Genomic DNA, 26023 nt, shown 5'->3' on the forward strand with positions numbered 1-26023 from the left:
AACCCCACCATCGGCAGGCCCCCGCCTTCGCCGGGACGCCGGGAGACGGCTAGAGTCGCTGCCGGTGCGCCGGGAAGTCTGGTCGGCAGGTCCCGTCACACGCATGCCGGCCAGGAGGTTCCGTGCAGGCCACCGCCGCGGTCATCGTCTTCGTCTGCGCGTACGTGATGATCGCGTCGGAGAAGGTGCACCGGACGGCGGTGGCGCTCGGCGGCGCGGGCCTGATGCTCCTCCTGCACATCACCGACGCCGAGGGCGCCTTCTTCTCCTCCGAGTCCGGGATCGACTGGAACGTCGTCTTCCTGCTGCTCGGCATGATGGTGATCGTCTCGGTGCTCCGGCGCACCGGCGTGTTCGAGTACGTGGCCATCTGGGCCGCCAAGCGCGCGCGGGGGCGCCCCTACCGGCTGATGGTCATGCTGATCGTCCTCACGGCGGCGGCGTCCGCGCTGCTGGACAACGTCACCACCGTCCTGCTCATCGCGCCCGTCACGTTCCTCGTCTGCGAGCGGCTCGACCTGAGACCCGAGCCGTATCTGATCGCCGAGGTCATGGCGTCCAACATCGGCGGCACCGCGACGCTGGTCGGCGACCCGCCGAACATCATCATCGCCAGCCGCGGCGGCCTGTCGTTCAACGACTTCCTGGTCCACCTGGCGCCGCTCATCGTGCTGCTCGTGATCGTGTTCTGCGGGCTGTGCCGGTGGCTGTTCCGCTCCGCCTTCACCTACGACCCCGATCTCGCCGCCGAGGTGATGTCCCTGGAGGAACGGGAGGCCATCACCGACCCGCGGCTCCTCGCCCAGGGCCTCGCCGTCCTCGGCATCGTGATCGCGGTGTTCGTGCTGCACCCCGTCCTGCACTACGAGCCGTCCGTGGTCGCGCTGCTCGGCGCCGGGCTGCTCGTGGCCGCCACCAGGGTCACCACCGAGGAGGCGCTCAGCGAGGTCGAATGGCCCACGCTGGTGTTCTTCGCCGGCCTGTTCGTGATGGTCGGCGGGCTCGTGCGGACCGGCGTCATCGACACGATCTCCGAGGCCGCCGCCGACGCCACCGGCGGCCGGCTCGGGACCGCCGCGATGCTGCTGCTGTGGGCGTCGGCGGGGCTGTCGGCGATCGTGGACAACATCCCCTACGTCGCGACGATGAGCCCGATCGTGTCCGACCTCGTCCAGCGGCACCCGGGCGGCGACGGGCACGTCCTGTGGTGGGCCCTCGCCCTCGGAGCCGACCTCGGCGGCAACGCCACCGCCATCGGCGCGAGCGCCAACGTCGTCGTCCTCGGCATCGCCGCCCGCAACGGCACGCCGATCAGCTTCTGGCGCTTCACCCGCTACGGCATCGTCGTCACCCTGGTCACGGTCGCGCTGTGCACCCCGTACATCTGGCTCCGCTACCTCTGAGCGGGGCTACCTCTGGGCGGGCGGGCCGATCCGCTGGAGCACGGAAGCGTAGCGGGGGCGCCGGTCCGGGCGGGCCCGTCCCTCGGCGTGCCGCAACGCGGAGACCGCCGCGCCGCCGAAGAGGACCAGCCCGTCCACGGCGGCCTCCCGGACGGGCGCGCGCGGGTGGCCGAGCAGCTCGACGAGCCGCGGGATCGCGGGCTCCCAGCGCGCGTGGCTCACCGTCCTGATCGCCGAGCGCACGACGCCGGGCTCCCGGTCGGACAGGAGCCGCGTGGTCTGCTCCAGGTAGGCGGTCCGGTCCAGGACCCGCCGCGAGACGCGGTGGGCGAGGAGCCTGATCCCCGTCTCACGATGCCCGACGAGCGCGTCGATGAGCGCCTCCAGTTCCGGGTCGCGGCCGGACGCCCCCTCCTCGTGCCGTTCGGCCAGCCTGGTGAGCGCCCGCCGGATCTCCTTCGGGCCCCCGGTGCGGGCCCGCTCGAACAACTCGTCCCGCGACGGCTCCCGGGCGGCGGCGGGGTCGCGTTCGCGGAGCGACCGCAGGGCGGCCTCGTCGGCGCGTGCGGCCGTGCGGGGGTCCCGGAGCGGGCCGTCGACCAGATGGAGCCTTTCCGCCAGGTCGGCGCGTCCCTCGTCGTGGAGGGTCCGGACCATTGCCTCCAGAGCGGACGTGCGCAGCAACGGCCGTCCCGCGAGCAGGTCGAGGAATCCCCACGCGCCGCCGGCGAGCCGGTCCGCGACGGCCTCGCCCACCAGGTCGGCGGGCGCCCGGCGCAGCGCCCGGGCGGCGGCCTCCCGCGCCACGACGCTCCCGTGCTCCCAGCAGGAGACGAGGGCGGGGACGAGCCGATCCAGCCCGTCCGGCTCGATGTGGGCGGCCAGGCGGGCGAAGCGCTCGCCCGGTTCATCCGCCCAGGGCGGGTCGGTGCCGGCCTGGTCCGCCAGCGCCCCGGCGAGCGCCGGGGCGTCGCCCGGCCCGGCCTCGACGCGGCCCTGCAGGTAGGCGCGCAGGACCGCGGCCCGGGTCGCCGGCTCCGGCCAGCCGAGCAGAATGCGCGCGGCCTTCTCGCGGCGGTCCGCCGGCTCTCCGTCCAGCATCGCCAGAAGGCGGCGCCGTTGTGCCTTGGAGCGCGGCTGGTCGAGATCGTCCGGCCGCGGGATCCGGGCTTGCGGCGCGGGCCGGGAGGCTTCGGCGAGGGTCCACGGCGGGGCACCGAGCGGCTGCGTTTCGAGCATCCGGTCGAGCAGGGCCCCGCGTACGGGGGACGGCACCTCCGGGAAGGCGTCGATCATCGCGTCGAGCCGCGCCCGCGAGGTCACGTCCGTGCGGGCGCACCACGCGCGCAGAGCTTCGGGATCATGGACGACCCGCAGGAGGGACTCCCGGAGGGGCGCCGGGTCCTCCACCGGTGGCCGGCCGAACGCCTCGCGCAGGACGGCCCGCTCCTCGTCCGCCGGTGCCGGGCCCCGGCCGGCCGCGGCGAGCGCCTGATCGAGGTCGTCCCGTTCTGGGACGGCCCCGCACAGCCGCAGGACGACGAGCCGCGCCGCGCCCAGATCCAGCCCGCGTACCCGCGCGGCGACCCGTGATCGGCCCGCCGGCTCCAGTCGCGGGACGGCCTCCCCCAGCAGTGCCAGCAGGCGGTTCCGCCGGTGTCGTCCGACGACCGCGAGCCCGCCGGCCAGCGTCTCCGCCGACCGCGCGAAGATCTCCAGTTCGACGTCCGCCCAGGTCGGCGGGCAGAGATCGACGACCAGCCGCAACGCCCGGTTGTCCGAACCGGCCAGGTCGAGCCAGTGGGGCAGGAGGGACCGCGGTCCCAGGCCGACCGCCGATCCGGGGCGTCCCCGTTCGTCATGATCGGCCAGGACGCGGCGCGCTGTTTCGGCGTTCCAGCCACCGGCGAGGAGCAGCGCGTCCGCCGCACGCTCCGCGGGCTCGACCACGATGCCGTCGCGGGCCAGGGCGGCGGCCGCCCGTCCGTCGAGCAGGCCGGTGAGGCTCTCCAGCAGCAGGGACCGGGAACGGTCCTCCGTGGCGCGCTCCGCCGCCGCGAGGACGGTGGCGGCGAACGCGCCGCCGAGGATCGCCCGCAACGCCGCCGTCAACTCCTCCCGGAACCCCGGGTTGTCGTGATGGCCGAGCCAGAACAGCAGCCTCGGGACCGCGGCCGGCCCGCCGGCCCGGGCGAGCGCGCCCGCCGCCGTCTTCTTGACGTTCATGTTCGGGTGGTCGAGACGGCCTGCGATCGCGGGCGCCGCCCCGTCCGCCCCGGCCTCCGCGAGGGCGAGCAGCGCCTGCCGGACGGTCTGCGCGTCGCCCGCCGCGGTCAGCGGGATCAGGCTCGCCGACAGCGCCCGCGCGTCGCCGGCGTCCCCGGCGATCACCGCGATCGCACCGCCGCGGACATGCCGGTCCCGGTGCCGCAGGAGCGGGTGAACGCGCGCCCTGGCCCGGCGGTGCGGATTCCGGCGGACCAGGTCCAGCAGGATCGCCGATTCGCGCGCCCCGAGCCCCGGACGTTCCAGGAGGTCCAGGGCCATGTCCGCGACGAGGACGGGCCCGGCCTCGGCCGCGCCGGCCGCGTCCAGCAGGCAGCGCGGCCGGATCGCGCCGCGGCGGAAGAGCCGGCCGCCGAGTCCCCGGAGGGCCGTCTCCACCTCCTCGGGAACGGACGGCCGCGCGCCCTCATCCGGGGCGCCGGCAAGGTCGGACACCACCCGGAGCAGCAGGTCGGCGACGGCGGGCAGCGCGGCGGCGTCGCCGTTGCGGGCCAGCCTGCACAGCGACTCGGCCGGCTCGTCCGGGTCCAGGTGCGCGCGGAGCAGGGCGAGTTCCCGCGGATCCGGGCCGCCGAGGTCGGCGGCGATCCGCCGGGGCAGATCACGCGGGTCGAGCCGGTCCAGGATGGAGTGCCGCACCGCGGGGTCGCCGCCGAGGTGCCAGAGCAGTTCCAGGGCCCGGTGCGCGAACGGGCGCAGGCGCGGGGCGATCTCCCCGCCGTCCAGCCCGAGCCCCTCCCGCAGGACGGCCACCGCACGGTCCCCGCCGACGGCTTCGAGCGCGTCCAGGGCGGCCCGGGGCGCGCGCTCCACAAGGCCGATGACGGTCTCCTCGCCCGCCTCGTGGCGGAGTTCGCGGATCGCCCTCAGATACGGGACCGGATCGGCGGCGGCCCGCGCCGCATCGCAGACCGCGGCACCCGCGTCCAGCCCGGAACCGCCCTGCGCGTCGAGCGCGACCAGTAGTTCGAGCCGCCGGGCGGTGCCGGAGTCCGCCGCCATCAGTTCCCGGAGCGTCTCGTGCCGCCGGGTGTAGAGGAGCACGGCCACGTCCTCGGCGGGAACGCCGTGGTCGGCCAGCGCCAGGCGCACGATGTCCGGAACGTGCCGCTCGTCCGGAAAGTGGCCGCGCCGGTGCAGGCCGCCGAGGCAGCCGAAGGCGGGCCGCCCGAGCAGCAGCGGGTCCGAGGCGGCGACGGCCACGACATCGCCGACGTCCTCGCGGGCCGCCACGTCGCCGAGCAGTTCCAGGGCGCGCCGCCGCAGCCGCGGAGGCCGGTCCGGATCGGCCGCGACGCCGAGCAGCAGGTCCCGGTGACCGTGCCGGGCGGCGACCTCGACCGCCGCGTCCGCCGCCCCGGATCCGAGCAGCCGGCGGACCCGGTCGTGCGGCAGCGGATCGAGGGCGGCCCACGGCTCGGCGAGTTCGCGCAGAGCGCCGGGGACGTCGGCGAGCGGCCCGCTGAGAAGCGCCCGCGCACGGGCCGGTGCCAGGACCCCCGCGTGGAGGGCCGCCCGGGTGATCCGCACCGCCTCGGCCCGGAGCGCGGAATCGTCGCGTTCCGCCAGTTCGCGGGCGAGTGTCTCCGGCTCCTCCAGGTCGAGGACGTCGAGTCCGTGCACGGCCTGGTAGAGCGGCTCACCGCCCGGCTCGTCCCGCAGCACCCGGGGATCGTCGGCGATCCTCGCCGTCAGCCGGACGATCCGCGCGGGAACCGGCGGCTCGTCGATCATGCCGCGATGATAGGGCCGCGGCGGCCGTGCCGATCGGCGAGGATGGCGGCATGGACGCGAATCCGAACATGCCGGCGGTGCCCGAGGACTGGGACCGGGCGCTCGCGATCGTGGCGCACCCCGACGACCTGGAGTACGGGACGTCGACGGCGGTCGCCAAGTGGACGAGCCAGGGCAAGACGGTGACGGAGGTGCTCGCCACCCGCGGCGAGGCCGGGATCGACTCGATGGACCCGGACGAGGTGCGCCGGATCCGCAGCGCGGAACAGATCGAGGCGGCACGGATCGTCGGCGTCGATACCGTCGAGTTCCTCGACATGCCGGACGGCATGCTGGAGTACGGCCTGCCGCTGCGGAGCGCCCTCGCCGCCGCGATCCGGTGGCACCGGCCCGAGGTGGTGCTGTCGGTGAACTTCCGGGAGACCTTCCCCGGCGGCGGGTTCAACATGGCCGACCACCGGGTGCTCGGCCTCGCGGTCGCGGACGCGATCCGGGACGCCGCGAACCGGTGGGTGTTCCGCGACCTCGACCTCGAGCCGTGGCAGGGCGTCCGGTTCGCGCTGTTCGGCGGATCACCGCAGGCCACCCACCACGTGGACGTCGGCGGTCACCTGCAGGCGGGCATCGACTCGCTGCTCGCGCACCGCGTGTACTTCTCGAACCTGGGCGAAGGGTTCGACGCGGCGGCGTTCCTCACCGGGATGGCCGAGACGGGCGGGCGCGCCGCCGGCGTCGAGCACGCGATGACGTTCGAGATGATCGGCGGCTAGCGGCGGGCGTTGGGCCGCTTGCCCTTGTTGTGCTTGCTCCGCTTGCGGGCCCGGCGTTTGCGCGTCTTCTTCGACATGCCCCGATTGACCACCCGCGGGGCGTCCGAGGCAAGGGTTCGTGCGCCCGCAGACAGCGAAAACCCGCCCGCCCGCACGTCCGAAAAGGGCGCGCGGGCGGGCGGGTGACGGTCCGGGGTCAGCGTCCATCTGGGGGGACGACCCCCCAGCCCCCCGGAAAGACCCGCTGACCCGCTCCTTCGCTGGCGCTCAGTCGACGGGTCAGCGGACCTCGGTGATCTCGGGGCCGCGTTCGAAGGGGGCGAAGGTCTGCACGGCCTCCTCTTCCTCCTCCTCGCCGGCCTCGCTGAACTCCTTGGGGATCTGCAGTTCCAGCAGGTCGCGCGGCGGCATCGGCGCGTCGCCGCGGTGCACGACCACGCCGCGCAGCACGTCCTCCAGGACCTGCCACTGCTCCTCGTCCTCGATCGCGGCGCCCTGCACCACGGCCTGCAGGAACCAGCGGGGGCCGTCCACACCGAGGAACCGGATGATCTGCGGTGCCCAGCCCTGCTCGACGAACTCCTCCGGGATCTGCTCGCGGACCTCCGGCGGCATCTCCGCGAGGACCTCCTCGGTCAGCGCCGCGGGGACCATCGCCAGAAGTTCGGGGCCGAACGGGCCCTCGCCCTCCTGCGTCTGGCCCTGCGCCTCCTCCTGGATGTCCTTGGCGGTCTCACGGCGCACGTCGTCCCAGATGCCGCTGCGCTTCGGCGCGGCGAACGCCTGGAGCTGCATGGCGCTCTCCTCGTACTGCACCAGCACGGCGACGGGTCGCGCGTCCAGCGGGTTGCCGTCGTCGTCCACCTGGGTCGGCTCCAGGTTCACCTGGAAGCCCAGCCCCGGGGCGACCGGCACCCGGATGCACCCGAAATCAAGCCGCTGCATCTCGGGGAAAGAGTCCGCGGAATCCCACGGGCCGCCCGTGGCCGACTCCGCCTCGGCGGGAGCCTCCTCGGCGGTCTCCGCCGGCTCCTCGGTCACCTCGGCGCCCTTCGCGGGCTCCTCGGCCTGCCGGCGACGTCCAAAAGCCACGACTCACACTCCTTCTCGACTGTGCTCATTGTTCCCGAAACCAGGCGCCGGACCGAATCCGCCGGTGGAACCGAGGCCGTTCGTCCCGCGGGCCGATCCGGGAAGGCCGGTGACCTCGTGGAACACCGCCTGCTCCACCCGCTGCACGACCATCTGCGCAATGCGGTCTCCGCGCCGCAGCGTCACCGTGGCGCGGGGGTCGGTGTTCAGCAGGGTCACCTTGATCTCACCCCGATAGCCGGCATCGACCGTACCGGGTGCATTGACTATGGTCACTCCCAACCTAGCGCCCAATCCGGACCTCGGGTGAATGAAAGCCGCGTAGCCGTCAGGCAGCGCGATCGCCACCCCGGTGGGAACGACGGCGCGCTCCCCCGGCGGCAGCTCGACGTCCACGGCCGTGACCAGATCGGCGCCCGCGTCGCCCGCATGGGCGTACCGCGGCAGGGGCAGCTCCGGATCCAGCCGCTGGATCAGCACATCGACCTTGCTCACGGGCTCCACCTCACGCGCGTACCTGCCGGAAAACCACACGACCCTACCCAGGTCACAGTGTCCGGCGGCCGCCGAAACGCCGCCGCCGCCGCGCGAGTCCGGCAGTTGACCCTACCCGTTCCCGGGGGTGACCACTTCCGGAAGGTTTGCTCCTGAACCGACGGATTACGCGTAGCGTCGCTTCTGTTACCCGCGGTGCTTCTGTGGGAGTTGCGTCCCGCAGGAAGGGGACGACATGGCCACACCCGAGCGCGAGGTCACGCACCGGTCACTGGACGGCGTCCGGGTCCGGCTCGCCGGCGCCCACGATCTCGGCCGTCCGTGCACCTCGGTGGCGCGGATCGCCGACGGCGGACGGCTGCACGAGATCTCCAGCGGCACCCGCGAGGACGCGCTGGGCTGGGCCGACGACATCGGTCTCGGCCCCTTCGAGCAGGAGTTCCGCATCCAGGGCGGGCGGCTGCGGGTCGGCCGGACGGCGACGCGGGACGCCGAGACCGGGCTGAGCGACCCGGTGCTCGGAGCCGTGTGGGAGGGACGCCGCCACGCGGTGTTCACGCACCTCTACCACGGGCGCCCGGCGGACGCGGTGGCGTTCTTCGACAAGGTGCGGCTGACCGAGCACGGCGACGGGATCACCGCCGTCCCGCGTGGCCGCGCGCGGCGTCCCGAACCCGCCGAGCTGGTCAAGGAGATCCCCGGGCTCGGCCTCCTGGAGATCACTCCGCTGACGACGGGCACGCGCAAGCGGCTGCCGCCGTGGCGCGGCGCCTCGGTCGCGGGCGGCGAGCTGTTCCAGGACACGGTGGAGGGCCAGGGCCCGTACTTCCTGCTCGCGCTGAAGTCGCTGCTGGTCACCGTCCTGCCCGAAGAAGATCGGGCACGGGACGTCCCGCGGCGGCTCGGCGGGCTGACGGTGGAGGCGATCCATTGATCGGGCTGCTCGCCGGGATCGCGGCGGTCGCGGTCCCGCTCGTGCTGCTGACGTCGCTGTTCGGGCAGGTCAGGCGGCCGTCGGCGGTGGCCGGGGCGCTGCGGGCGCAGCGCGTGTTCCCGGCCCCCTTCGCCGGCGCGGTGGCGGCGGCCGTGATCGCCTCGGAGGCGGTGGCGGGCCTCGCCGGCGCGGCGGCGCTGCTGCTCTGGCTGGACGGCCCCATGCGCGTGACCAGCGGTGCGGCCGCCGTGCTGCTCGCGCTGTACGCGCTCTACGGCGCGTATGTGTCCCGCACTCGGCGCGGTGCCCCCTGCGGCTGCGCGGGCGCGGGCACTCCGATGACCGGCTGGGTCGCGGGGCGGGCCGCCGCCTTCTCCGGGCTCGCCGTGGTCGGCGCCCTCCACGGCCTTCCTACTGGTTCGAGCGCATACGAGTTGTTCACCGCCGTGGTGGCGGGGCTGGGGTTCGCGGCGATCCTCTGGACGCTCCCGCACGCCCTGGCACGGGAAAGCATGACCCATAAGAGGAGGACGGCCGGATGAGCTTCCAGAACAGCGCGCTGCTGCTGTCGTGGGCGGCGATCCTGCTGCTCGCTCTGGTCGTCGCCGGCCTCGTCCGGCAGGTCCACGCGCTCGGCCGTGGAGCGTCCCCGCCCGCCGGCCTCGGCCTCGCGCCGGGCGCCCGGGCGCCCGCGTTCGACCGGCTCGGGCCGGGCCTGCTGCTCTTCCTGGACCGCGACTGCGGCGTCTGCGCCGACGTGCTGGCCGCCGCCGGTTCGCTGGACGGGCCGCTGCACGCGATCTTCGCGGGCCCGCCGCCCGGCGACGCGTCCCGTCCCGGCATGACCGTGCTGGGCGGCGAGCAGGACGGCCTGTTCGCCGACTATCGCGTCCCCGCCACCCCGTTCGCCGTGCTCGTCGGCGCCGACGGGCGGGTGCGGGCCACCGAACCCGTCGGCTCCCCCGAAGCCCTCCGCGAACTCACCCTGGAGGCGGCCCGATGACCGCAGCGAAGCGAGGATCGTCGGGCCTCCGGCCCGGGGGTCTGGGGGGCGCCCCCCAGAAGGGCAGGGCCCGATGACCGAGCTCGAAGACGTCCCTCCGCTGCGCGGGCCCCGCCCGGCCGGCGCAGAGCGCGCCCGGCGGCGTCCCGCCCCCGCGGACGAGCCGAGGTTCCGCCCGGTGCGGCGCAGCGTCCTCACCGGCCTCGCCGCGGCCGGCGCCACCGCGGGGCTGAAGGCCCTCGGCGTCTTCCCGCCCGCGCGGGAGGCGCTCGCGTCCGGATTCCAGCTCGTCGGCTACTACGACATCTATCCGCGCTGCCCGTCGTACGCGGCTAACCACAACTGCTCTCCCGGCTGCGGGCCGAGCCTGGTGTGCAGCGTGTGCTGCCGGACGAGCGGAAAGTACAAGGGATTCCACAAGTCCGGCGTGTCGGACCCGGGGCGCTACAAGCTGCGTCCCAACCAGTGCTACGGCGGCGGATACGACGGCTGGATCTGGGCCTACGCCAAGAGTTGCGGCAGTTGCAAGAAGGGCGTCACCTGGCGCTGCCACGACGGGTGGAAGAAGTCCAAGGCGGGCAACTGGTACAAGACCATCTGCCGTAAAGCGATGGCGTGCAAGAACTGACCGCCGGGCGCTTGCGGCGGGGCGCGACCGATCCGCTCATCCCCGTGGCCGCCCTCGCACTTCTCGCGGTCGCGTCGGCCGCCCTGGACGCCACCGTCCTGTGCTGGTCGTCGATCGGCGCGCTCGCCGGTTTCTCGCTGTCGGGCAGCGTTTGAACGCGCAACAGCGAATCCGTGCTGTTCTCGCCAGGTTGGCGGGCTCCGATACGGCAGGGCGAGGTCCTGGCCGTCTTCACCCTCGGGCTCCTGCTCGGGGGCACGCTCAGCGCGACGGTCGTCTGGCTGCTCTCGGGCCTCTCCGCCCCGCTGCCCTCGCCCGCACGCACGGCCGCGATCCTGGCCGTCGCCGCCCTGGGCGCCGCTCGCGAGTTCGGCCTGATCCGCCTGCCCCTCCCCCAGAACGCCCGCCAGATCCCCCAGGAGGTCCTGCAAACCCACCTGCGCCGGGGCACCCTGCAGTTCGGGTTCGAACTGGGCACCGGCGTCCGGACCTACGTCTCCGCCACCGCCCCCTACGTCCTGGCCCTGGCCCTGCTCCTCGTCCACGAGGACCTGCCGGTCACCCTCCTTGCCGGCACCGCCTTCGGTCTCGGCCGCGCCCTGAGCGCCGCCCTCACCTACCTGGCCCGAGACGACCACCGAGACGCCGCAGTGGCCCTCCGCATTCCCCACATGAAGACCACCACGGCGGCAGCGTCCCTTCTCGCCCTCGCCCTCCTGCTCTTGTGACGTGCACGCGGAACCGGTCGGACGCCCTCGGCGTCGGTTGTGGGAGAGTTCGTCGTGAAGGAGGGCCCGTCATCTGGTCGCTGGTGGTCGCCGCGCTGTTGCGGTGCTTCGCCGTGGCCGAATGAGTGGGGCCCGCATCGTGACAATCGCTGCTGATGGCGGTCGGCTCGCTGACCGTCGCGAAGCTGCTGGCGCCGGCGGCCGTGCGGGGCTGCGCGCGGCATTCCTCCGCAGCGCGACCCGGAGGCAGTAGATCCGTCCGGCAAGAGGACGATCGGTAGCATGCGAGGTAGCATTTATCGCATGAGCGAGCCCACCCAGAAATACTCGGTGACCATGCCGCGCGATATCGCCGAGGAGGCGAAGGCCAGGAGCGGCCCCTCGGGTTTGTCCTCATACGTCACGGCCGCGGTCGCACGCCAGATCGAACGCGACAAGCTCGGCGAGTTGATCGCAGCATGCGAAGCAGAGAACGGACCGGTCGACCCGGCCGGGGTCGAGGCCAAGCTGGCCATCTTCGATGAAGTCGAATCCACTCACCCTGGGCAAGTGGCGTGACTCGTTCACCCGTCCTCCCGAACGGGACTTTGGTACTCGACTGTGAGGGGCTTGCTAAAGCCGCTCTCCGTGATCCCAACATGGCCGAGTGGCTGGCCGCTGCGCGCCTCAGAGACAAGCGCGTCATCACGAGTGCGGCCACTCTGGTCGAGGTGGCCCACCCTGGGATCAAGTGGGCTGCTCTTCAGTGGACCCTTTCTCGAGTGACCGTTGAGCCTGTGACCGAATCGGTCGCCCAACAGGCGGCCACCCTGCTCAAGGAAGCTCGTCTACACGGCCACAAGTACGCGGTCGACGCGATGCTGTCCGCGACCGCGCTGGCGGCTTCACCACCGGTCATGGTGCTCACCTCCGACCCGCAGGACATTCGGGCTTTGTGCGGTGGGCGGGTGGCTGTGGTCAAGATCTAGGCGGAGGGTTGTACCTGCTGGCGTCGGGGGCGTGGACGGCCGTGGAGCGGGCCGTGCTGCACCGGAGGATCGTGGCGGGGGCCTGATCGCCCTTGACGAATGTCCGGAAGGGTCGGTTCGATAGAAACCGAACGGCGTTCAGAATCGTGAGGACGGTGTGCGGTGACGACGGTACGGGCGACCGCCGAAGACGACCTGTCGGACCTCGCCTTCTGGTCCCTCCCCCAGACCCGGCGGCTGGAGGCGTTCGCACGGCTCCGGGAGCGCGAGACCCCGGCGTTCTTCCCGGAGCTGAAGCTGCCGTTCATCAGGACGGGGCCCGGCTACTACGCGCTCGCCCGGCACGCGGACGTCGTGGAGGCCAGCCGGACGCCGGAGGTCTTCAGCAGCGAGCCCTGCTCCAACAGCATCGCCGACCTGCCCCGGTACATGGCCCGCTACTTCGGCTCGATGATCAACATGGACGACCCGCGGCACGCCAAGATCCGCCGGATCGTGTCGCGGGCGTTCACCCCGCGCGTCCTCGCCAAGCTGGACGCCGACCTGCAGACGACCGCCACGCGGATCGTCGACGACCTGCAGCGCAGGGGCGCGGCCGACTTCGTCACCGACGTCGCGGCCCGGCTCCCCGTCCAGGTCATCTGCGACATGATGGGCATCCCCGAGCGGGTCCGCCCGATGGTGTACGACCGGACGAACATCATCCTGGGGCTCGGCGACCCCGAGTACACCGGCGGCAAGGACTTCAACCGCGACGGCATCACCCGGATCGGTGTCCTGTACGGCCTGCTCAAGGCGATGACGGCCGGGTACGAACTGAACCATCTGGCGATGAAGCTGGCCCGCAGGCGGCGCCGTCATCCCGGCGACGACCTCGTTTCGAGGCTCGTCTCCGCCAACGTGGACGGGGAGTCGCTGACCGACCAGGAGATCGGCTCGTTCTTCATCCTGCTCGTCGTCGCCGGCAACGAGACGACCCGCAACGCCATGACGCACGGGCTGAAGCTGTTCACCGACAACCCGGAGCAGCGGGCGCTGCTGATGGAGGACTTCGACGCGCGCATCCCGGGCGCGGTGGAGGAGATCGTCCGGATGGCGACGCCGGTCATCCAGTTCCGCCGGACGGTGACCCGCGACCACGAGATGAACGGCCAGGAGTACAAGGCGGGCGACAAGGTCCTGCTGTTCTACAACTCCGCCAACCGCGACGCGGAGGTGTTCGAGGACCCGGACGTCTTCGACATCACCCGCTCCCCCAACCCGCACGTCGGGTTCGGCGGGCCGGGCCCGCACTTCTGCCTCGGCGCGAACCTGGCCCGGCAGGAGATCACGGTGATGTTCCGGGAGCTGTTCACCCGCGTCCCGGACATCCGGGCGAGCGGCGAGCCGCAGATGCTCTATTCGAACTTCATCAACGGCATCAAGCACCTGCCCTGCGCGCTCTGAGCGGCTCAGGACGCCCGGTGTCCGGCGGCCCGTGCGGCCGGCGACACGGCCAGGTAGTCGAGGGCGCGCTGGGTCGAGCACTCGCGGGACGGGTGGTAGTCGCGCCGCAGGTACGCGCGGGCGGCGGCCAGCATGAAGCGGTTGCCCGGGAACAGCCCGCGCCGCACGGCCCGCCGGTAGTCGCGGACGCGCGGGCGGACGCCGTGCAGCGTCGGGTCGGCCCGGCACAGGAACGCCGCCCCGACGTACACCGTCAGCGGCAGCGCGAGGACGCCGACGAAGAACGCGATGAACCGCCTCCAGTACAGCCCTGACACGTGCTCGTACACGTCGAACGCGACGGAGCGGTGCTCGACCTCCTCGGCGCCGTGCCAGCGGAGCAGGTCCATCATCGTCGGGTCGGCGCCGGCGTCGTCCAGCGTGTGGGCGTCCAGGATCCACTGGCCGAGCACCGCCGTGTAGTGCTCGATCCCGGCGATGGTGCCGATCCTGACGAGCAGCCAGTGCCTGCGGGAGATCAGCGGCAGCGGGGGCCGGTCGCCGAGAATCCGCTTGAAGAGCCACTCGATCCGGTCGGTGAGCGGGCGCGGGTCGAGGCCCTGCGCGCGCATCTGCCGGTCGAGAACGCCCTGGTGGGAGTAGGCGTGCACGGCCTCCTGGCCCATGAAGCCCTTGACCTCCTGGTACAGGCGCTCGTCGTCCTCGACGAGAGGGAGCGCCTGCTTGTAGACGTGCACGAACCACCGTTCGCCGGCGGGCAGCAGGAGGTGCAGCACGTTGATGAAGTGCGTGGCGACCGGCTCGTCCGGGATCCAGTGCAGCGGCGTGTCCGCCCAGTCGAACTTCACCCGCCGGGGGGTGATGACGGGGTGCCGCTCGTCGATCTCGCTCATGTCCGCCCCTACAATTGGACTTGCGATCCAATATGCTGAACGGGCGAGGCCCGGGTCAAGAGCGATCCGGGCCCGCCGGGCGTGATCTACGTCGCGGGGGCGAGGACGACGTCGACCGTCAGGTCGGCGGGCGCGTCCTCCAGGGTGAGCTCGGCGATCCGCCCGGCCGCGGCCAGGTCCGGCCGCGCGATCCGCATGACCTCGGCGCCGCGGACGACCGCGCGGGACACGTCGGCGCGCATCGACGCCTTCGCCTCCGACTTGGCCTTGCGGACCTGCCGGAGCGCCTCGCCCGTCGCCGTGAGGACGGCCGGGTCGCCGCCCCGCGGCAGCTCGGCGGTGGACGGCCAGGCCGCCGCGTGCACCGACCCGCGCCGCCACCACGACCAGACCTCCTCGGTCACGAACGGCAGGACGGGCGCGAACAGCCGCAGCAGGACCGACAGCGCCGTGCGCAGCGCCGCCCGCGCGGACTGCGCCTCCGGGCCGTCTCCGTAAGCGCGCGCCTTGACCAGTTCCAGGTAGTCGTCGCAGAACTCCCAGAAGAACCGCTCTGTGCGTTCCAGAGCGCGCGCGTAGTCGTAACCCTCGAAGGCCTCCGTCGCCTCGTCGACGACACCGGACAGTGCCGCCAGCATCGCCCGGTCCAGCGGCTCCGAGACCGCGGCGTCAGCGGCCACCTCACCCAGGCCGAGCACGAACTTCGAGGCGTTGAGGATCTTGATCGCGAGGCGGCGGCCGACCTTGATCTGGCCTGTGTCGAACGCCGTGTCGGTGCCGGGACGCCCGCTCGCCGACCAGTAGCGGACCGCGTCGGAGCCGTACTCGCGCAGCAGGTCGATCGGCGTGACGACGTTCCCCTTCGACTTCGACATCTTCTTGCGGTCCGGGTCGAGGATCCATCCGGAGAGCGCGGTGCCCTTCCACGGCAGGGAGCCGTGCTCGAGATGCGAGCGGACGACCGTGGAGAACAGCCACGTCCGGATGATGTCGTGCGCCTGGGGACGCAGGTCGTAGGGGAAGACCCGGCCGAACAGGTCGGTGTCGTGCTCCCAGCCGCCCGCGATCTGCGGGGTCAGCGACGACGTCGCCCAGGTGTCCATCACGTCGGGGTCCCCGGCGAAGCCGCCCGGCCTGCCGCGCTGGTCCTCGGTGAAGCCCGGCGGGACGTCGGACGAAGGGTCGACCGGCAGCGCGTCCTCGGACGGGACGATCGGCTCGCCGTACACCGGCTCCCCGGAGTCGTCCAACCGGTACCAGACCGGGATCGGCACGCCGAAGAACCGCTGCCGCGAGATCAGCCAGTCGCCGTTCAGACCTTCGACCCAGTTCTCGTAGCGGGCCCGCATGTAGCCGGGGTGCCACGCCAGTTCGCGCCCGCGGGCGAGGAGCTCCGCGCGGACGCCCTCGTCACGGCCGCCGTTGCGGATGTACCACTGCCGGGTCGTGACGATCTCCAGGGGCTTGTTGCCCTTCTCGTAGAACTTCACCGGCCGGCTGATCTTGCGGGGCTCGCCGTCCAGGTCGCCGGACTCGCGCAGCAACTCGACCACGCGCTCCTTGGCGGAGAAGACCGTCTTGCCGGCCAGCTCGCCGTAGGGCTGCGCGGGGACGCCCTGCGGCGGGTCGGCGGCGAGCCGGCCGTCCCAGTCGATGATCGCGCGGGTGGGCAGGTTCAGCTCCCGCCACCACGTGACGTCCGTGATGTCGCCGAACGTGCAGATCATCGCGATGCCGGAGCCCTTGTCGGGCTCGGCCAGCCGGTGCGCGACGACCGGGACGTCCACGCCGAAGAGCGGCGTGCGGACGGTCGTCCCGACCAGCTCCCGGTACCGCTCGTCGTCGGGATGCGCGACGAGCGCGACGCACGCCGGCAGCAGTTCGGGCCGCGTCGTCTCGATGTAGACGGGACGCTCGTCGCCGTGGAAACGGATCCGGTAGAACGCGCCGGAATGATCGCGGTCCTCCAGTTCGGCCTGCGCGACGGCGGTGCGGAACGTGACGTCCCACAGGGTCGGCGCCTCGGAGACGTACGCCTCGCCCCGGGCCAGGTTCCGCAGGAAAGCGCGCTGGGACGCCGCCCTGGAGACGTCCCCGATGGTCGTGTAGAGGTGGTTCCAGTCGACCGACAGGCCGACCTGGCGCCACATTTCCTCGAACGCCTTCTCATCGACCTCCGTGAGCCGTTCGCACAGTTCGATGAAGTTGCGCCGGGACACCGGGAGCTGCCGTTTCGGGTCCGGCTCGGCGGGCGGCTCATAGTCCGGGTCGTACGGAAGGGACGGGTCGCAGCGGACTCCGAAATGGTTCTGCACCCGGCGCTCGGTGGGCAGCCCGTTATCGTCCCAGCCCATCGGGTAGAAGACCGCCCGACCGCGCATGCGGTGGAACCGCGCGACGGTGTCGGTGTGGGTGTAGGAGAAGACGTGGCCGACGTGGAGGGACCCGCTCACGGTGGGCGGCGGGGTGTCGATCGAGTAGACCTCGGCGCGCGGCCGCGTCCGGTCGAAGCGGTAGACGCCCTTGTCCTCCCAGACGCGTACCCATTTGTCCTCCAGGCCGTCCAGGGAGGGCTTCGGAGGGACGTTCGGGATACGCGGCTGCTCGGTCATGAACCAATCGTATTGACATCCACCCAGCACGCATGCCGATTAACGGCGGCGGGTGGGGTTGCGGGTGGGGGCTGGAGGACGGTGACGCGGCGATCGCCTCCGCCGCCGGGGGCGGGCCGTTCCGGTAGCGTCGGAGACGACAGGACGAGTGGAGGACGAATATGGCGGACAAGGGCGACATCGGCTGGCGGGTGATGGCCGGCGCGGCGGCATTCGCGGGCGGCTTCGTCGCGAAGAAAGTGATCACGCTGGCCTGGAAGAAGAGCACCGGCAAGGAGCCGCCGACGAATCCCGAGTCCCCGGACGTCGCGCTGACGGAGGCGCTCGGGTGGGCCGTGGTGATGGGCGTCGGCATGGAGATCGCGCGCCTGCTCGCCACCCGCGCCGCCGCCCGCCAGTGGGCCAAGGGCACCGGAGAGCTGCCGTCCCACCTCAAGGCCGACGTCTGACCCCGGTTCCGGCTTCGGCTAGGACGTGAGGCCGCGGGTGTCGTCGCCGGGAAGCCGCGGCGAGATGCCGGCGGCCTCACGCAGGTCGTTGCGGACCTTCGTCGCCAGGACCCGGGTCGCGGAGCGGTTGAGCGCCGCGCCCGCGGCGGCGCCGGTGAGGAAGGGGCCCATGGTGCCGAGGGTGCGGCCGAAGGTGCGGAGCATGCGCTTGCGCAGGGCGGACTTGGCGGCCGTCCCGAGAGCGCTGGTGAGGGAGCCGGTCTCCAGGGGGTTGACGCCGCGCTGCCGGGCCCAGGACGTCACGAACGCGGCACCGCGGGCGGTGCCGTTGCCCTGGACGCGCACGCCGTACGCCTCGTGCAGCTCGGCGATCATCTTGACCTCGATGGCCGCGACGACGAGCGTCTCGGCGGCGAGCTGGGCGGGCGCCGAGAGCAGGAGCGGCGGCGCCGCGAACTCCACCGCGGCGAGCGCGCCGCCGGCCGCGCCGACGGCGGTGGTGCCGTTGCCGGCCACCTTGACGATCCGGTCGGCGAGCTCCTCGCCCATCAGCCCGTGATGGTGCGCCTGCAGGGTCTCCAGGTCGCGGATCGGTATGTGCGGGGCGGCCTCCACGAGCAGGTCGGCGAGCCACCTGCCGCGCCCGACACCCGCGGCGCCCACTCTGCGGGCGCTCTGGCCGAGCAGTCTGGCCAGTCGCCCGAGCAGGCGGCCGCGGGTCTCGCGGTCCATGTCCTCGTCGGCGGTGAGCCGGCCGATCAGCTCACCGAGCTCTGTGGAGCCGTCGCCACGCGCCGACTCCACCTCGTCATCACGTTTCTCCAGATCTCCCGTCACCCCGCGGCCACTCCCGGTCAGGCGGCGCACTCGCGGCAGACCGGCTGGCCGTTCTTCTCGGTGGCCAGCTGGCTGCGGTGGTGCACCAGGAAGCAGCGCGTGCAGGTGAACTCGTCGGCCTGCCGCGGAACCACCCGGAAGGTGAGCTCCTCGTTCGACAGGTCGGCGCCGGGCAGCTCGGCGACCTCACCGGCGTCCAGGTCCTCGTCGATGATGCTGGCGGCCTTGTCGGCGCGCCGGGCCTGGAGCTCCTGGAGGCTGTCCTCGCTCAGGTCGTCGTCTGTCTTGCGTGGGCTGTCGTAGTCGGTCGCCATCTTCTATCTCCATCCCCCTCAGTGCTTTATGCGCCCCGTCGCGCGGATCTAACGCTCGGGGGACCGTTCTTGTGCCCGATCCGGGCGGGAAATTCTGTCACGGTTGGTGACCTGCGACACACGAGGCGCGACCGTTCCCACGAGTGACACCCATCACCCGGATCTTTCCTCGTATTGTGTCTTCCGTCACATACCCGGCGGATGTCACGGCCCTGGTCCGGGGGCCGGGACGCCTGCCGGGGATCCAGCGGCGGCGGGGATCATATCGGTCCCGGGGGCGTTCCGCGCGCCGACCGGCCCGGCGCGGCGGGACGGCCTGATCCGGCTACCGGGACACCGAACCAGACGCTTCGGTGAAACGTCTGAACTAACGCGATATCGTGCCCGCCTGAGGTTGGGGGGCGGGTCCCCTGCGGGGGCAGGCCGGCGATCGCCGGCACGAGGCCCCCGGGGCGGGTCCCGCGCACAATGTCGCAGACATCACTGCGGGTCACTGGAGGGTCAGATGCCGGATGCCGCTCCGCTGGAGCCGGGCGATCCTAGGGCACTCGGACAGTACGAGGTCATCGGACGGCTGGGGGCCGGCGGTCAGGGCGCCGTCTTCCTGGGCAAAGCGCCCGGAGGAGAGTACGTCGCGGTCAAGCTGCTGCACGCGCAGATGGCCAACGATCCGGCCGCGCGTGCCCGGTTCACCCGCGAGGTGGCGGCGGCGCAGAAGGTCGAGCCCTTCTGCACGGCCCGGGTGCTGGAGGCCGACGTCCAGGGCGACCAGCCCTACGTCGTCAGCGAGTTCATCGACGGGCCTTCGCTGCACGACGTGGTCGCGCACGACGGGCCGCGCGGCGCCGCCGAGCTGGAACGGCTCGCGATCGGCACGGTGACCGCGCTCGCGGCCATCCACGAGGCCGGCATCGTGCACCGCGACTTCAAGCCGAACAACGTCATGCTGGCCTCGGACGGCCCGCGCGTCGTCGACTTCGGCATCGCCCGGACGGTCAACTCGCAGGAGAGCGCCGTCACCGCCACCGGCATGGTGGTGGGCACGCCCGGCTATCTGGCGCCCGAGCAGCTCACCGGCGCGCCGCTGACGCCGGCCGTGGACATCTTCGCCTGGGGCGCGACCATGGTGTTCGCCGCCACCGGGCAGTCGCCGTTCGAAGCCGACACGCTGCCGGTCATCATCAACCGGATCCTCAACGAGGAGCCCGACCTGTCCGCGCTGCCCGCGGGGCCGCTGCGCGACCTGGTCGGACGCTGCCTGTCCAAGGACGCGGGCCTGCGCCCGCCGGCCCCGCAGCTGCTGCTGAACCTCCTCGGCCACGTCGGCGCCGCGCCGGCCGGCCAGGGCGGCGGCCAGGAGGAACTGCTCAACCAGGGCACCCGGATCGCCTCGCAGCTTCCGCCGCCGCCCCCGGTGCCGCCGGCGCCGCGGCCCCAGCCGCAGCAGCAGCCGGTCACCCCGCCGCCCATGCCGCTGCACCAGGGCGGGATGGGCCCGGCCACGCCGCCGCCGCAGCCGATCACGCCGCCGCCGATGCCGATGTACCAGGGCGCGGCGATGCCGCCCCCGCCGCAGATGCAGCCGCGGGCGCCGATGCAGCAGCCGGTCCCGCCGGGGCCGGGCTACGGGCCGCCGAAGCGGTCCAGCTCCGCCGGGCCGATCATCGCGATCGGCTGCGGCGCGCTGGCACTGATCGTGATCCTGGTGGTCGTCGTGCTCGCCATCATCGGCGCCAACAGCGACGACGACCCGCCGACGCCTCCCTACACCCCGCCGAACACCTACACGCCGAGCGATACGCCGACAACGTCGACGACCGGCGGGCTGCTCGGGAACTTCACGGGCACCGGGAACCAGCCGGGCGCCGACGCCGGCCACAACTCGTTCAACGCCAAGTTCTCCCTGCTGTACTCGAGCGGCGTCGCGACCTACACCTACCCGTCCGGATCCCAGTCGACGTGCTACACGCGGCTCTCGCTGATCTCCGGTGACGAGAGCAGCTCGAAGGTCGAGTACCGGGAGACCCCCTTCGCGGGCATGGACCCGAAGGAGTGCGCGGCCGGCTACGTGACGTTCATCCCCTCGTCCGGCGTCTCGATGCGGTGGGAGTGGCGCACCGTCCAGTCCGACCCGACCCCGACGGCGTACGGGACCGTGTCCAAGTCATGACGGACGTCGCCCCTCTCCGTGAGGGCGACCCGTCCCGGCTGGGCGCTTACCGGCTGACCGGCCTCCTCGGGGAGGGCGGTCAGGGTGCCGTCTACCTCGGGGAGGACGAGCCGGGCCACCGGGTCGCCGTGAAGCTGCTGCACGCGCGCTTCAGCGGCGACCCGAAGGCCAGGTCCCGGTTCGCGGCCGAGGTCGACGTCGCCAAGCGCGTGTCGGCGTTCTGCACGGCCCGCGTCCTGGACTCCGACGTCGAGGGCGACCGCCCGTACATCGTCAGCGAGTACATCGACGGCCCTCCGCTGTCGCAGGTGCTGTCCGCGGAGGGCCCGCGGCGGGGCGCCGACCTGGACCGGCTGGCGATCGGCACGATGACGGCGCTCGCCGCGATCCACCAGGCGGGGGTCGTGCACCGCGACTTCAAGCCCGCCAACGTGCTGCTCGCGCCGGACGGCCCGCGGGTGATCGACTTCGGCATCGCCCGGGCGCTGGACGCGACCGGGACGATGTCGAGCACGGCCGTCGGCACGCCCGCCTACATGGCGCCCGAGCAGATCTCCGGGTCGCGGGTCGGGCCGGCGGCGGACGTGTTCTCCTGGGGCGCGACGATGGTGTACGCGGCCACCGCGCGCCCGGCGTTCGGGCAGGACTCGATCCCCGCGGTCATGCACCGCATCCTCAACATGGCGCCGGATCTCGGCGCCCTTCCCGAGCCGCTGCGCGGGATCGTGGCGAACTGCCTCAGCAAGGACCCGGCGCTGCGTCCCGCGTCCCAGCAGGTCCTCGCGTACCTGCTGGAGCTGGCGGGGAGCCTGCCGCAACCGGGCGCCCCGGAGGACGGCGAGGCCGCCGTGATGCTGACGCAGGGCGCCCAGACGGCGGCCATGGAGTCCGCGCGGCTGCGCGCCCTGGGGGCGCCCTCGCCGTTTCCGCCCGGGCCGAACACGCCGCCGCCGATGCCCGGCGGTCCCGTGCCCGGCGGGCCCGTGCCCGGTGTTCCGGTCCCAGGGCCTCCGCCTCCGGGCGGAAACGCTCCCGGGATGCCGCCCGGGGCGGCGTGGTCTCCTCCCGTCCCGCCGCACAACGGAAACGGCGGATCCACCTGGCCGTCCGGTCCGGGCGGCGGCCTCACCCACCCGGGCGGGACCGGAGGCAAGGGCGGTGGGCGCGGCATCGGGGTGCTCGCGAGCGTGGGCGGCGCCGGGCTGGCCGTGCTGACGCTCGCCGCCGCTCTGGCCTGGGTCCAGTTCCGCGGGGACGGCGAAGGGGACACGACCGCCACGCGCGGGCGGATCGGCGGGACGCTGCCGATGGCGATGTCCGCACCGACCACCACGGACGGCGAGATCGACCCGTCGCACGCCTACGGCGGCACCGAGCGGTTCCTCACCAAGCAGCTGTTCACCGGCCTCACCGAGGTCGGCCCCGGCGGCGCCGCGCGCAACCGCCTCGCCACGGGGATCAAGCCGGACGCGGAATGCCGGCGCTGGACCATCACGATCAAGGGCGGGACGGCCTTCAGCAACGGTGAGCCCGTCGACGCGCAGGCGTTCGCCCGCGGCTGGGGGCGCAGCGCGGCGGCGAAGGACGGCCCCGGGTCCTACCTGATGAACGACATCGAGGGGTACTCCTCGGTGGCCGACGGCGGGACGGGGAATCTGGCCGGGGTCAAGGTCGTGTCGGGCACCGCCTTCGAGGTCGGCCTGACCGAACCCAACTGCGACTTCGGGGCGCGGCTGTCGGAGCCGGTGTTCATGCCCGTACCGCAGGAGGCGGGCAGGGCGGACAACGCGACGTTCAACGCCCGTCCCATCGGCAACGGGCCCTTCACGCTGAAGGACTACCGCAGGGACGCGTCGGTCTCGCTCGCCCGCAACGACTCCTGGGCGTTCGGCAAGGCCAGGCTGGACGGCGTCACCGTCATGCTCAGCAGCGACGACGCCAAGGGGCGCGCCGCCTACACGGCCGGCGAGGTGGACTGGTACACGGTGGGCACCGAGCAGCTGGCCTCGACTTCGAGGACCGGTCTCGTCTCCGGTCCCGTGCCGTTCACCAGGATGATCGTCCCGATCACGGCCAGGGGCCCGATGAAGTCGCGGGAGGCGCGGGAGGCCGTCTCCTACGCCATCGACCGTGCCCAGCTCAGCGCGAGGCTCGGCGGCTTCTCCAAGCCGGCGCACGGGATCGTCCCGGTGTCGATCCCCGGGTTCGGCAAGCCCGGGCCGTGTCCGTCCTGCGACAAGACGGATCCGGACAAGGCGAAAACGCTCGCCACGCAGGCCCGGCTCAAGTCCGGCACGACGATCCGGATCTACTACCGGCAGTCGCCCGTCGACCAGCGCCTCGCCGAGGTCGTCGGCGCACAGCTGAAGTCGGTGCTCGGTCTGCAGGTCGAGATGAAGGCGTATCCGATCGCCGACTTCACGAAGTACCGCGACGAGGTCACCTCCGGCGACGCATCCGGGCTTGCCTTCCTCCCCTACGGCCCCGACTACCCGGGCGCCTACACGATGCTGTGGCCGCTCTTGGGCGGGGACTCGACGAGCAGCACGGACTCCTTCTACAACCTGGGCAAGTGGAAGAACGCCAGTTTCGACGGGCTGATCTCCAGCGCCCTCAAGAACACGTCGTCCGACGGCCGCACCGTCGCGTTCCAGCAGGCCGAGAAGCTGGCGCTGGGCGACCTGGCCGTCATCCCGCTCCTGAACGACGGCCGTGTCGCCGCCGCCCGGCCCGGCAGGTACACCGGGCTGGGGATGGACTACGACGGCGACCCGACCGTGGCGACCGCCGCACTCAGGTAGGGGCGGCGGTCGCGGCCGGTCAGCCCGGCGGGAGCCGGACCGTGACGATCAGGCCGCCGCCCGGGCGCGGCGCCGCGTACACGGCGCCGCGGTGCGCGAGCACCACCGAGCGGACGATCGACAGGCCGAGGCCCGCGCCCTTGGACGACTCGACCCGGTCGGCGTTCAGCCGCCGGAACGGCTCGAACAGCCGCTCCACCTCGTAGGCGGGCACGACGGGGCCGGTGTTCTCGACCTGGACGGTGGCGTAGCCCTCCAGCATGCCGGTGCGGATCCACAGTTCGCCGCCGTCCTCGGCGTTGTGCTTGATCGAGTTCTCGACGAGGTTGGAGACCAGGTGCTCCAGCAGGACCGGGTCGCCGAGCGCCGCCCCCGGAGTCAGCTCCGGGTGGACGACCACGTCGTTGTCGTGGTCGCGGCGGGCGGACTGCTCCAGCACCGCCGCCGCCACCTCGGCCACGTCGACCGGCGTGCGGGTGGTCAGTTCCCGCTCGCTGCGGGCCAGCAGCAGGAGCCCCTCGATGAGCCGCTCGTGCCGGGCGTTGGTCGCCAGCAGCGTCCGGCCGACGGCGCGCAGGTCGTCCGACACCTCGGGGTCGCCGAGCGCCACCTCCAGCAGCGTCCGGTTGATCGCGAGCGGGGTGCGCAGCTCGTGCGAGGCGTTCGCGACGAACCGGCGCTGCGAGTCGAACGCCTGCCCGAGCCGCTCCAGCATCGCGTCGAAGGTGTCGGCCAGCTCCTTGATCTCGTCGTCCGGGCCCTCCAGCGCGATCCGCTCGTGCAGCGTGCTCTCCGACAGCCGGCGCGCGGTGGTGGTGACCCGCTGCAGCGGGCCGAGCGCGCGGTCGGCGACGAACCAGCCGAGCACCAGGGTGATGACCCCCACCCCGCCGAGCGCGAGCAGCGACCGCCCGACCAGCTGCTTCATCGTCTGCTCGACGAACTGGCGCTGCAGCTCGGCCGCCTCCGAGTCGGAGATGCCGAAGCCGATCACCTTGACGTTGCCGAGGATGTTGGCCACCAGCACCGACATCACGAACAGCAGGAGTGCGCCGGCCATGAAGAACAGCAGCCCGTACAGGAGGGTGAGGCGCAGCCGGACGCTCATCCGGCCGGGCATCGTCCCGCGCCACATGCCCGTCGCGGCCGGGTACGGCTGCGGGACCTGCTGCGGGCCGGGGCGCCGCCACCGGCCGCTCCGCCGGGCCCCGCCCGTGTCGCCGTTGCTCGCGCCGTTGCTCGCGCCGTCGCCGGGGAGGGCCGTCGGCTGGGTCGCCTGGACGCCGTTCTCGCCCGTGGCGCCGGCGTCGCCAGTTCCCGGTCCCGGCGCGGCCGCGTTCGCGTCCGGCCCGTCCGGGCGGTTCTGGGGTACGGATTCCTCGGTCACAGGCGGTATCCCACTCCGGGCACGGTCTCGATCACCGGGGGGTCGCCGAGCTTCTTGCGCAGCGTCATCATCGTGACCCGGACGACGTTGGTGAACGGGTCGATGTGCTCGTCCCATGCCTTCTCCAGGAGGTGCTCGGAGCTGACGACGGCTCCGTCCGCGCTGAGCAGCACCTCCAGCACCGCGAACTCCTTGCGGGTCAGCTCGACCGGGCGGCCGTCCCGGGCGACCTCGCGGCGGGCCGGGTCGAGGGTGATCCCGGCGCGCTCCAGGACGGGCGGCAGCGGCGCGGCGGCGCGCCGGCCGAGGGCCCGCACCCGGGCGATCAGCTCGGCGAACGCGAACGGCTTGGCCAGGTAGTCGTCGGCGCCGATGGACAGGCCCTCGACCCGGTCGTCCAGCTCGCCCGCCGCCGTCAGCATGATGATCCGCGCCGGGTAGCGCTGGGCGACGAGCTGCTTGCAGACGTCGTCGCCGTGGACCTTGGGCAGATCCCGGTCGAGCACGATCACGTCGTACTCGTTGACGCCGGCCCGCTCCAGCGCGCCCGCGCCGTCGTAGGCCACGTCCACGGCCAGCGTCTCCCTGCGCAGGCCGGTGGCGATCGCGTCGGCGAGCACACGCTCGTCCTCGACGACTAGAACACGCACAGGGTCCCCCTCCTCGCCGGGGCACGCCGCCCCGGGCTTCCGACATGCCCGCTTCACATATGCCATGGGAGCCGTAAGACGCCCGTAAGCAGCTGTTCCGCTCGTTGTACGCCTGACCGGTACCTCACGGACGCAAGAATCCGCGAAAATTGCATCGGTGGACAGGTTTATCTCCAGCCTAGGTCTGGGTAGGCCTGGGCAGGATCCGGGAGGAGGCCTATGGGCGAGTTGTCACGCATGATCCAGCAGCGGCTCGACGACGCGTACGCGTCGCTGCGGAGCGCCCACGCAGACGGCGACAGCTACCTGGCGGACATTCGCCAGGAGGAGATCAACGATCTGCGCCGGATCGCAGCGAACAACGACATCGGCGTCGAAGCACCCCGCTGCGACTGACCCGCCTTACCGCGTGGCGCGACCCGA

At 72.6% G+C, this 26023-nt stretch carries 24 protein-coding genes; 15 read left to right on the top strand and 9 right to left on the bottom strand.

Annotated elements, in window-relative coordinates; genetic code table 11:
* Positions 1–122: 122 nt before the first annotated feature.
* Entirely contained in the window at positions 123–1403 is a 1281-nt protein-coding gene (locus ACQPXG_RS32115; RefSeq protein WP_433462878.1) for an ArsB/NhaD family transporter, read from the top strand.
* 6 nt (positions 1404–1409) lie between these two features.
* Here ACQPXG_RS32115 and ACQPXG_RS32120 read toward each other — a convergent pair whose 3' ends face one another.
* Positions 1410–5423, bottom strand: coding sequence for a HEAT repeat domain-containing protein (locus ACQPXG_RS32120; RefSeq protein WP_433462879.1), 4014 nt, complete (start codon positions 5421–5423; stop codon positions 1410–1412).
* Between the two features lie 50 nt (positions 5424–5473).
* Here ACQPXG_RS32120 and ACQPXG_RS32125 point away from each other — a divergent pair, with 50 nt between their 5' ends.
* On the top strand, positions 5474–6193 hold the full coding sequence (locus ACQPXG_RS32125; protein ID WP_433462880.1) for a PIG-L deacetylase family protein: 720 nt from the start codon (positions 5474–5476) through the stop codon (positions 6191–6193).
* 279 nt (positions 6194–6472) lie between these two features.
* Here the strand turns inward: ACQPXG_RS32125 and ACQPXG_RS32130 are convergent, their stop codons facing one another.
* Complete coding sequence (locus tag ACQPXG_RS32130; RefSeq protein WP_433462881.1) at positions 6473–7285, bottom strand: DUF3710 domain-containing protein; 813 nt, start codon at positions 7283–7285, stop codon at positions 6473–6475.
* A 3-nt stretch (positions 7286–7288) separates the two neighbouring features.
* Positions 7289–7780, bottom strand: coding sequence for a dUTP diphosphatase (gene dut, locus ACQPXG_RS32135; protein ID WP_433462882.1), 492 nt, complete (start codon positions 7778–7780; stop codon positions 7289–7291).
* Positions 7781–8015: 235 nt separating this feature from the next.
* Between dut and ACQPXG_RS32140 the strand changes: the two genes are divergently transcribed.
* The 9 genes from ACQPXG_RS32140 to ACQPXG_RS32180 all read left to right on the top strand — a co-directional run bounded on the left by ACQPXG_RS32140 (position 8016) and on the right by ACQPXG_RS32180 (position 13487).
* On the top strand, positions 8016–8714 hold the full coding sequence (locus ACQPXG_RS32140) for a hypothetical protein (protein WP_433462883.1): 699 nt from the start codon (positions 8016–8018) through the stop codon (positions 8712–8714).
* A complete protein-coding gene (locus tag ACQPXG_RS32145; RefSeq protein ID WP_433462884.1) occupies positions 8711–9256 on the top strand; it encodes a MauE/DoxX family redox-associated membrane protein in 546 nt (181 codons plus the stop codon). The genes ACQPXG_RS32140 and ACQPXG_RS32145 overlap by 4 nt, the downstream gene beginning before the upstream one ends.
* The gene (locus ACQPXG_RS32150; protein WP_433462885.1) at positions 9253–9717 is read left to right on the top strand and encodes a hypothetical protein; all 465 of its coding nucleotides are present in this window, start codon (positions 9253–9255) and stop codon (positions 9715–9717) included. Before ACQPXG_RS32145 ends, ACQPXG_RS32150 begins: the two co-directional genes overlap by 4 nt.
* Positions 9718–9790: 73 nt before the next feature.
* Positions 9791–10345 (top strand): hypothetical protein, encoded by a 555-nt coding sequence (locus ACQPXG_RS32155; protein ID WP_433462886.1) that lies wholly within the window; start codon positions 9791–9793, stop codon positions 10343–10345.
* Positions 10333–10500: a hypothetical protein gene (locus tag ACQPXG_RS32160; protein ID WP_433462887.1), complete on the top strand. Its 168-nt coding sequence runs from the start codon at positions 10333–10335 to the stop codon at positions 10498–10500. The genes ACQPXG_RS32155 and ACQPXG_RS32160 overlap by 13 nt, the downstream gene beginning before the upstream one ends.
* An 18-nt stretch (positions 10501–10518) precedes the next feature.
* On the top strand, positions 10519–11073 hold the full coding sequence (locus tag ACQPXG_RS32165) for a hypothetical protein (RefSeq protein ID WP_433462888.1): 555 nt from the start codon (positions 10519–10521) through the stop codon (positions 11071–11073).
* 303 nt (positions 11074–11376) lie between these two features.
* Entirely contained in the window at positions 11377–11631 is a 255-nt protein-coding gene (locus ACQPXG_RS32170) for a CopG family transcriptional regulator (protein WP_433462889.1), read from the top strand.
* Complete coding sequence (locus tag ACQPXG_RS32175) at positions 11628–12041, top strand: type II toxin-antitoxin system VapC family toxin (protein WP_433462890.1); 414 nt, start codon at positions 11628–11630, stop codon at positions 12039–12041. Before ACQPXG_RS32170 ends, ACQPXG_RS32175 begins: the two co-directional genes overlap by 4 nt.
* A 162-nt stretch (positions 12042–12203) precedes the next feature.
* Complete coding sequence (locus ACQPXG_RS32180; RefSeq protein WP_433462891.1) at positions 12204–13487, top strand: cytochrome P450; 1284 nt, start codon at positions 12204–12206, stop codon at positions 13485–13487.
* Between the two features lie 5 nt (positions 13488–13492).
* On the opposite strand, the gene ACQPXG_RS32185 is transcribed toward ACQPXG_RS32180, so the two are convergent.
* Positions 13493–14380 carry a metal-dependent hydrolase gene (locus tag ACQPXG_RS32185; RefSeq protein WP_433462892.1) on the bottom strand — a complete coding sequence of 296 codons (888 nt, stop codon included), beginning with the start codon at positions 14378–14380 and terminating at the stop codon, positions 13493–13495.
* Between the two features lie 86 nt (positions 14381–14466).
* Positions 14467–16992, bottom strand: coding sequence for a valine--tRNA ligase (valS, locus tag ACQPXG_RS32190; RefSeq protein WP_433462893.1), 2526 nt, complete (start codon positions 16990–16992; stop codon positions 14467–14469).
* A gap of 161 nt (positions 16993–17153) precedes the next feature.
* Between valS and ACQPXG_RS32195 the strand changes: the two genes are divergently transcribed.
* Complete coding sequence (locus ACQPXG_RS32195; protein WP_433462894.1) at positions 17154–17441, top strand: DUF4235 domain-containing protein; 288 nt, start codon at positions 17154–17156, stop codon at positions 17439–17441.
* Positions 17442–17459: 18 nt separating this feature from the next.
* Here ACQPXG_RS32195 and ACQPXG_RS32200 read toward each other — a convergent pair whose 3' ends face one another.
* Positions 17460–18278 carry a hypothetical protein gene (locus ACQPXG_RS32200; RefSeq protein ID WP_433462895.1) on the bottom strand — a complete coding sequence of 273 codons (819 nt, stop codon included), beginning with the start codon at positions 18276–18278 and terminating at the stop codon, positions 17460–17462.
* Between the two features lie 17 nt (positions 18279–18295).
* Entirely contained in the window at positions 18296–18592 is a 297-nt protein-coding gene (locus ACQPXG_RS32205; RefSeq protein ID WP_117404125.1) for a DUF4193 domain-containing protein, read from the bottom strand.
* Positions 18593–19097: 505 nt separating this feature from the next.
* On the opposite strand from ACQPXG_RS32205, the gene ACQPXG_RS32210 reads away from it, so the two are divergent.
* A complete protein-coding gene (locus ACQPXG_RS32210) occupies positions 19098–20762 on the top strand; it encodes a serine/threonine protein kinase (protein ID WP_433462896.1) in 1665 nt (554 codons plus the stop codon).
* Positions 20759–23563, top strand: a complete 2805-nt coding sequence (locus ACQPXG_RS32215) for an ABC transporter substrate-binding protein (RefSeq protein WP_433462897.1) — start codon at positions 20759–20761, stop codon at positions 23561–23563. The genes ACQPXG_RS32210 and ACQPXG_RS32215 overlap by 4 nt, the downstream gene beginning before the upstream one ends.
* A gap of 19 nt (positions 23564–23582) precedes the next feature.
* Here ACQPXG_RS32215 and ACQPXG_RS32220 read toward each other — a convergent pair whose 3' ends face one another.
* Together ACQPXG_RS32220 and ACQPXG_RS32225 are read right to left on the bottom strand one after the other, a co-directional pair.
* A complete protein-coding gene (locus ACQPXG_RS32220; protein WP_433462898.1) occupies positions 23583–24950 on the bottom strand; it encodes a sensor histidine kinase in 1368 nt (455 codons plus the stop codon).
* Positions 24947–25600 carry a response regulator transcription factor gene (locus ACQPXG_RS32225; protein WP_024935038.1) on the bottom strand — a complete coding sequence of 218 codons (654 nt, stop codon included), beginning with the start codon at positions 25598–25600 and terminating at the stop codon, positions 24947–24949. Before ACQPXG_RS32225 ends, ACQPXG_RS32220 begins: the two co-directional genes overlap by 4 nt.
* Before the next feature lie 219 nt (positions 25601–25819).
* Between ACQPXG_RS32225 and ACQPXG_RS32230 the strand changes: the two genes are divergently transcribed.
* On the top strand, positions 25820–25996 hold the full coding sequence (locus ACQPXG_RS32230) for a hypothetical protein (protein ID WP_433462899.1): 177 nt from the start codon (positions 25820–25822) through the stop codon (positions 25994–25996).
* Positions 25997–26023 lie beyond the last annotated feature (27 nt).

This window comes from Spirillospora sp. CA-128828 (assembly GCF_050945415.1).
GTDB lineage: Bacteria > Actinomycetota > Actinomycetes > Streptosporangiales > Streptosporangiaceae > Spirillospora.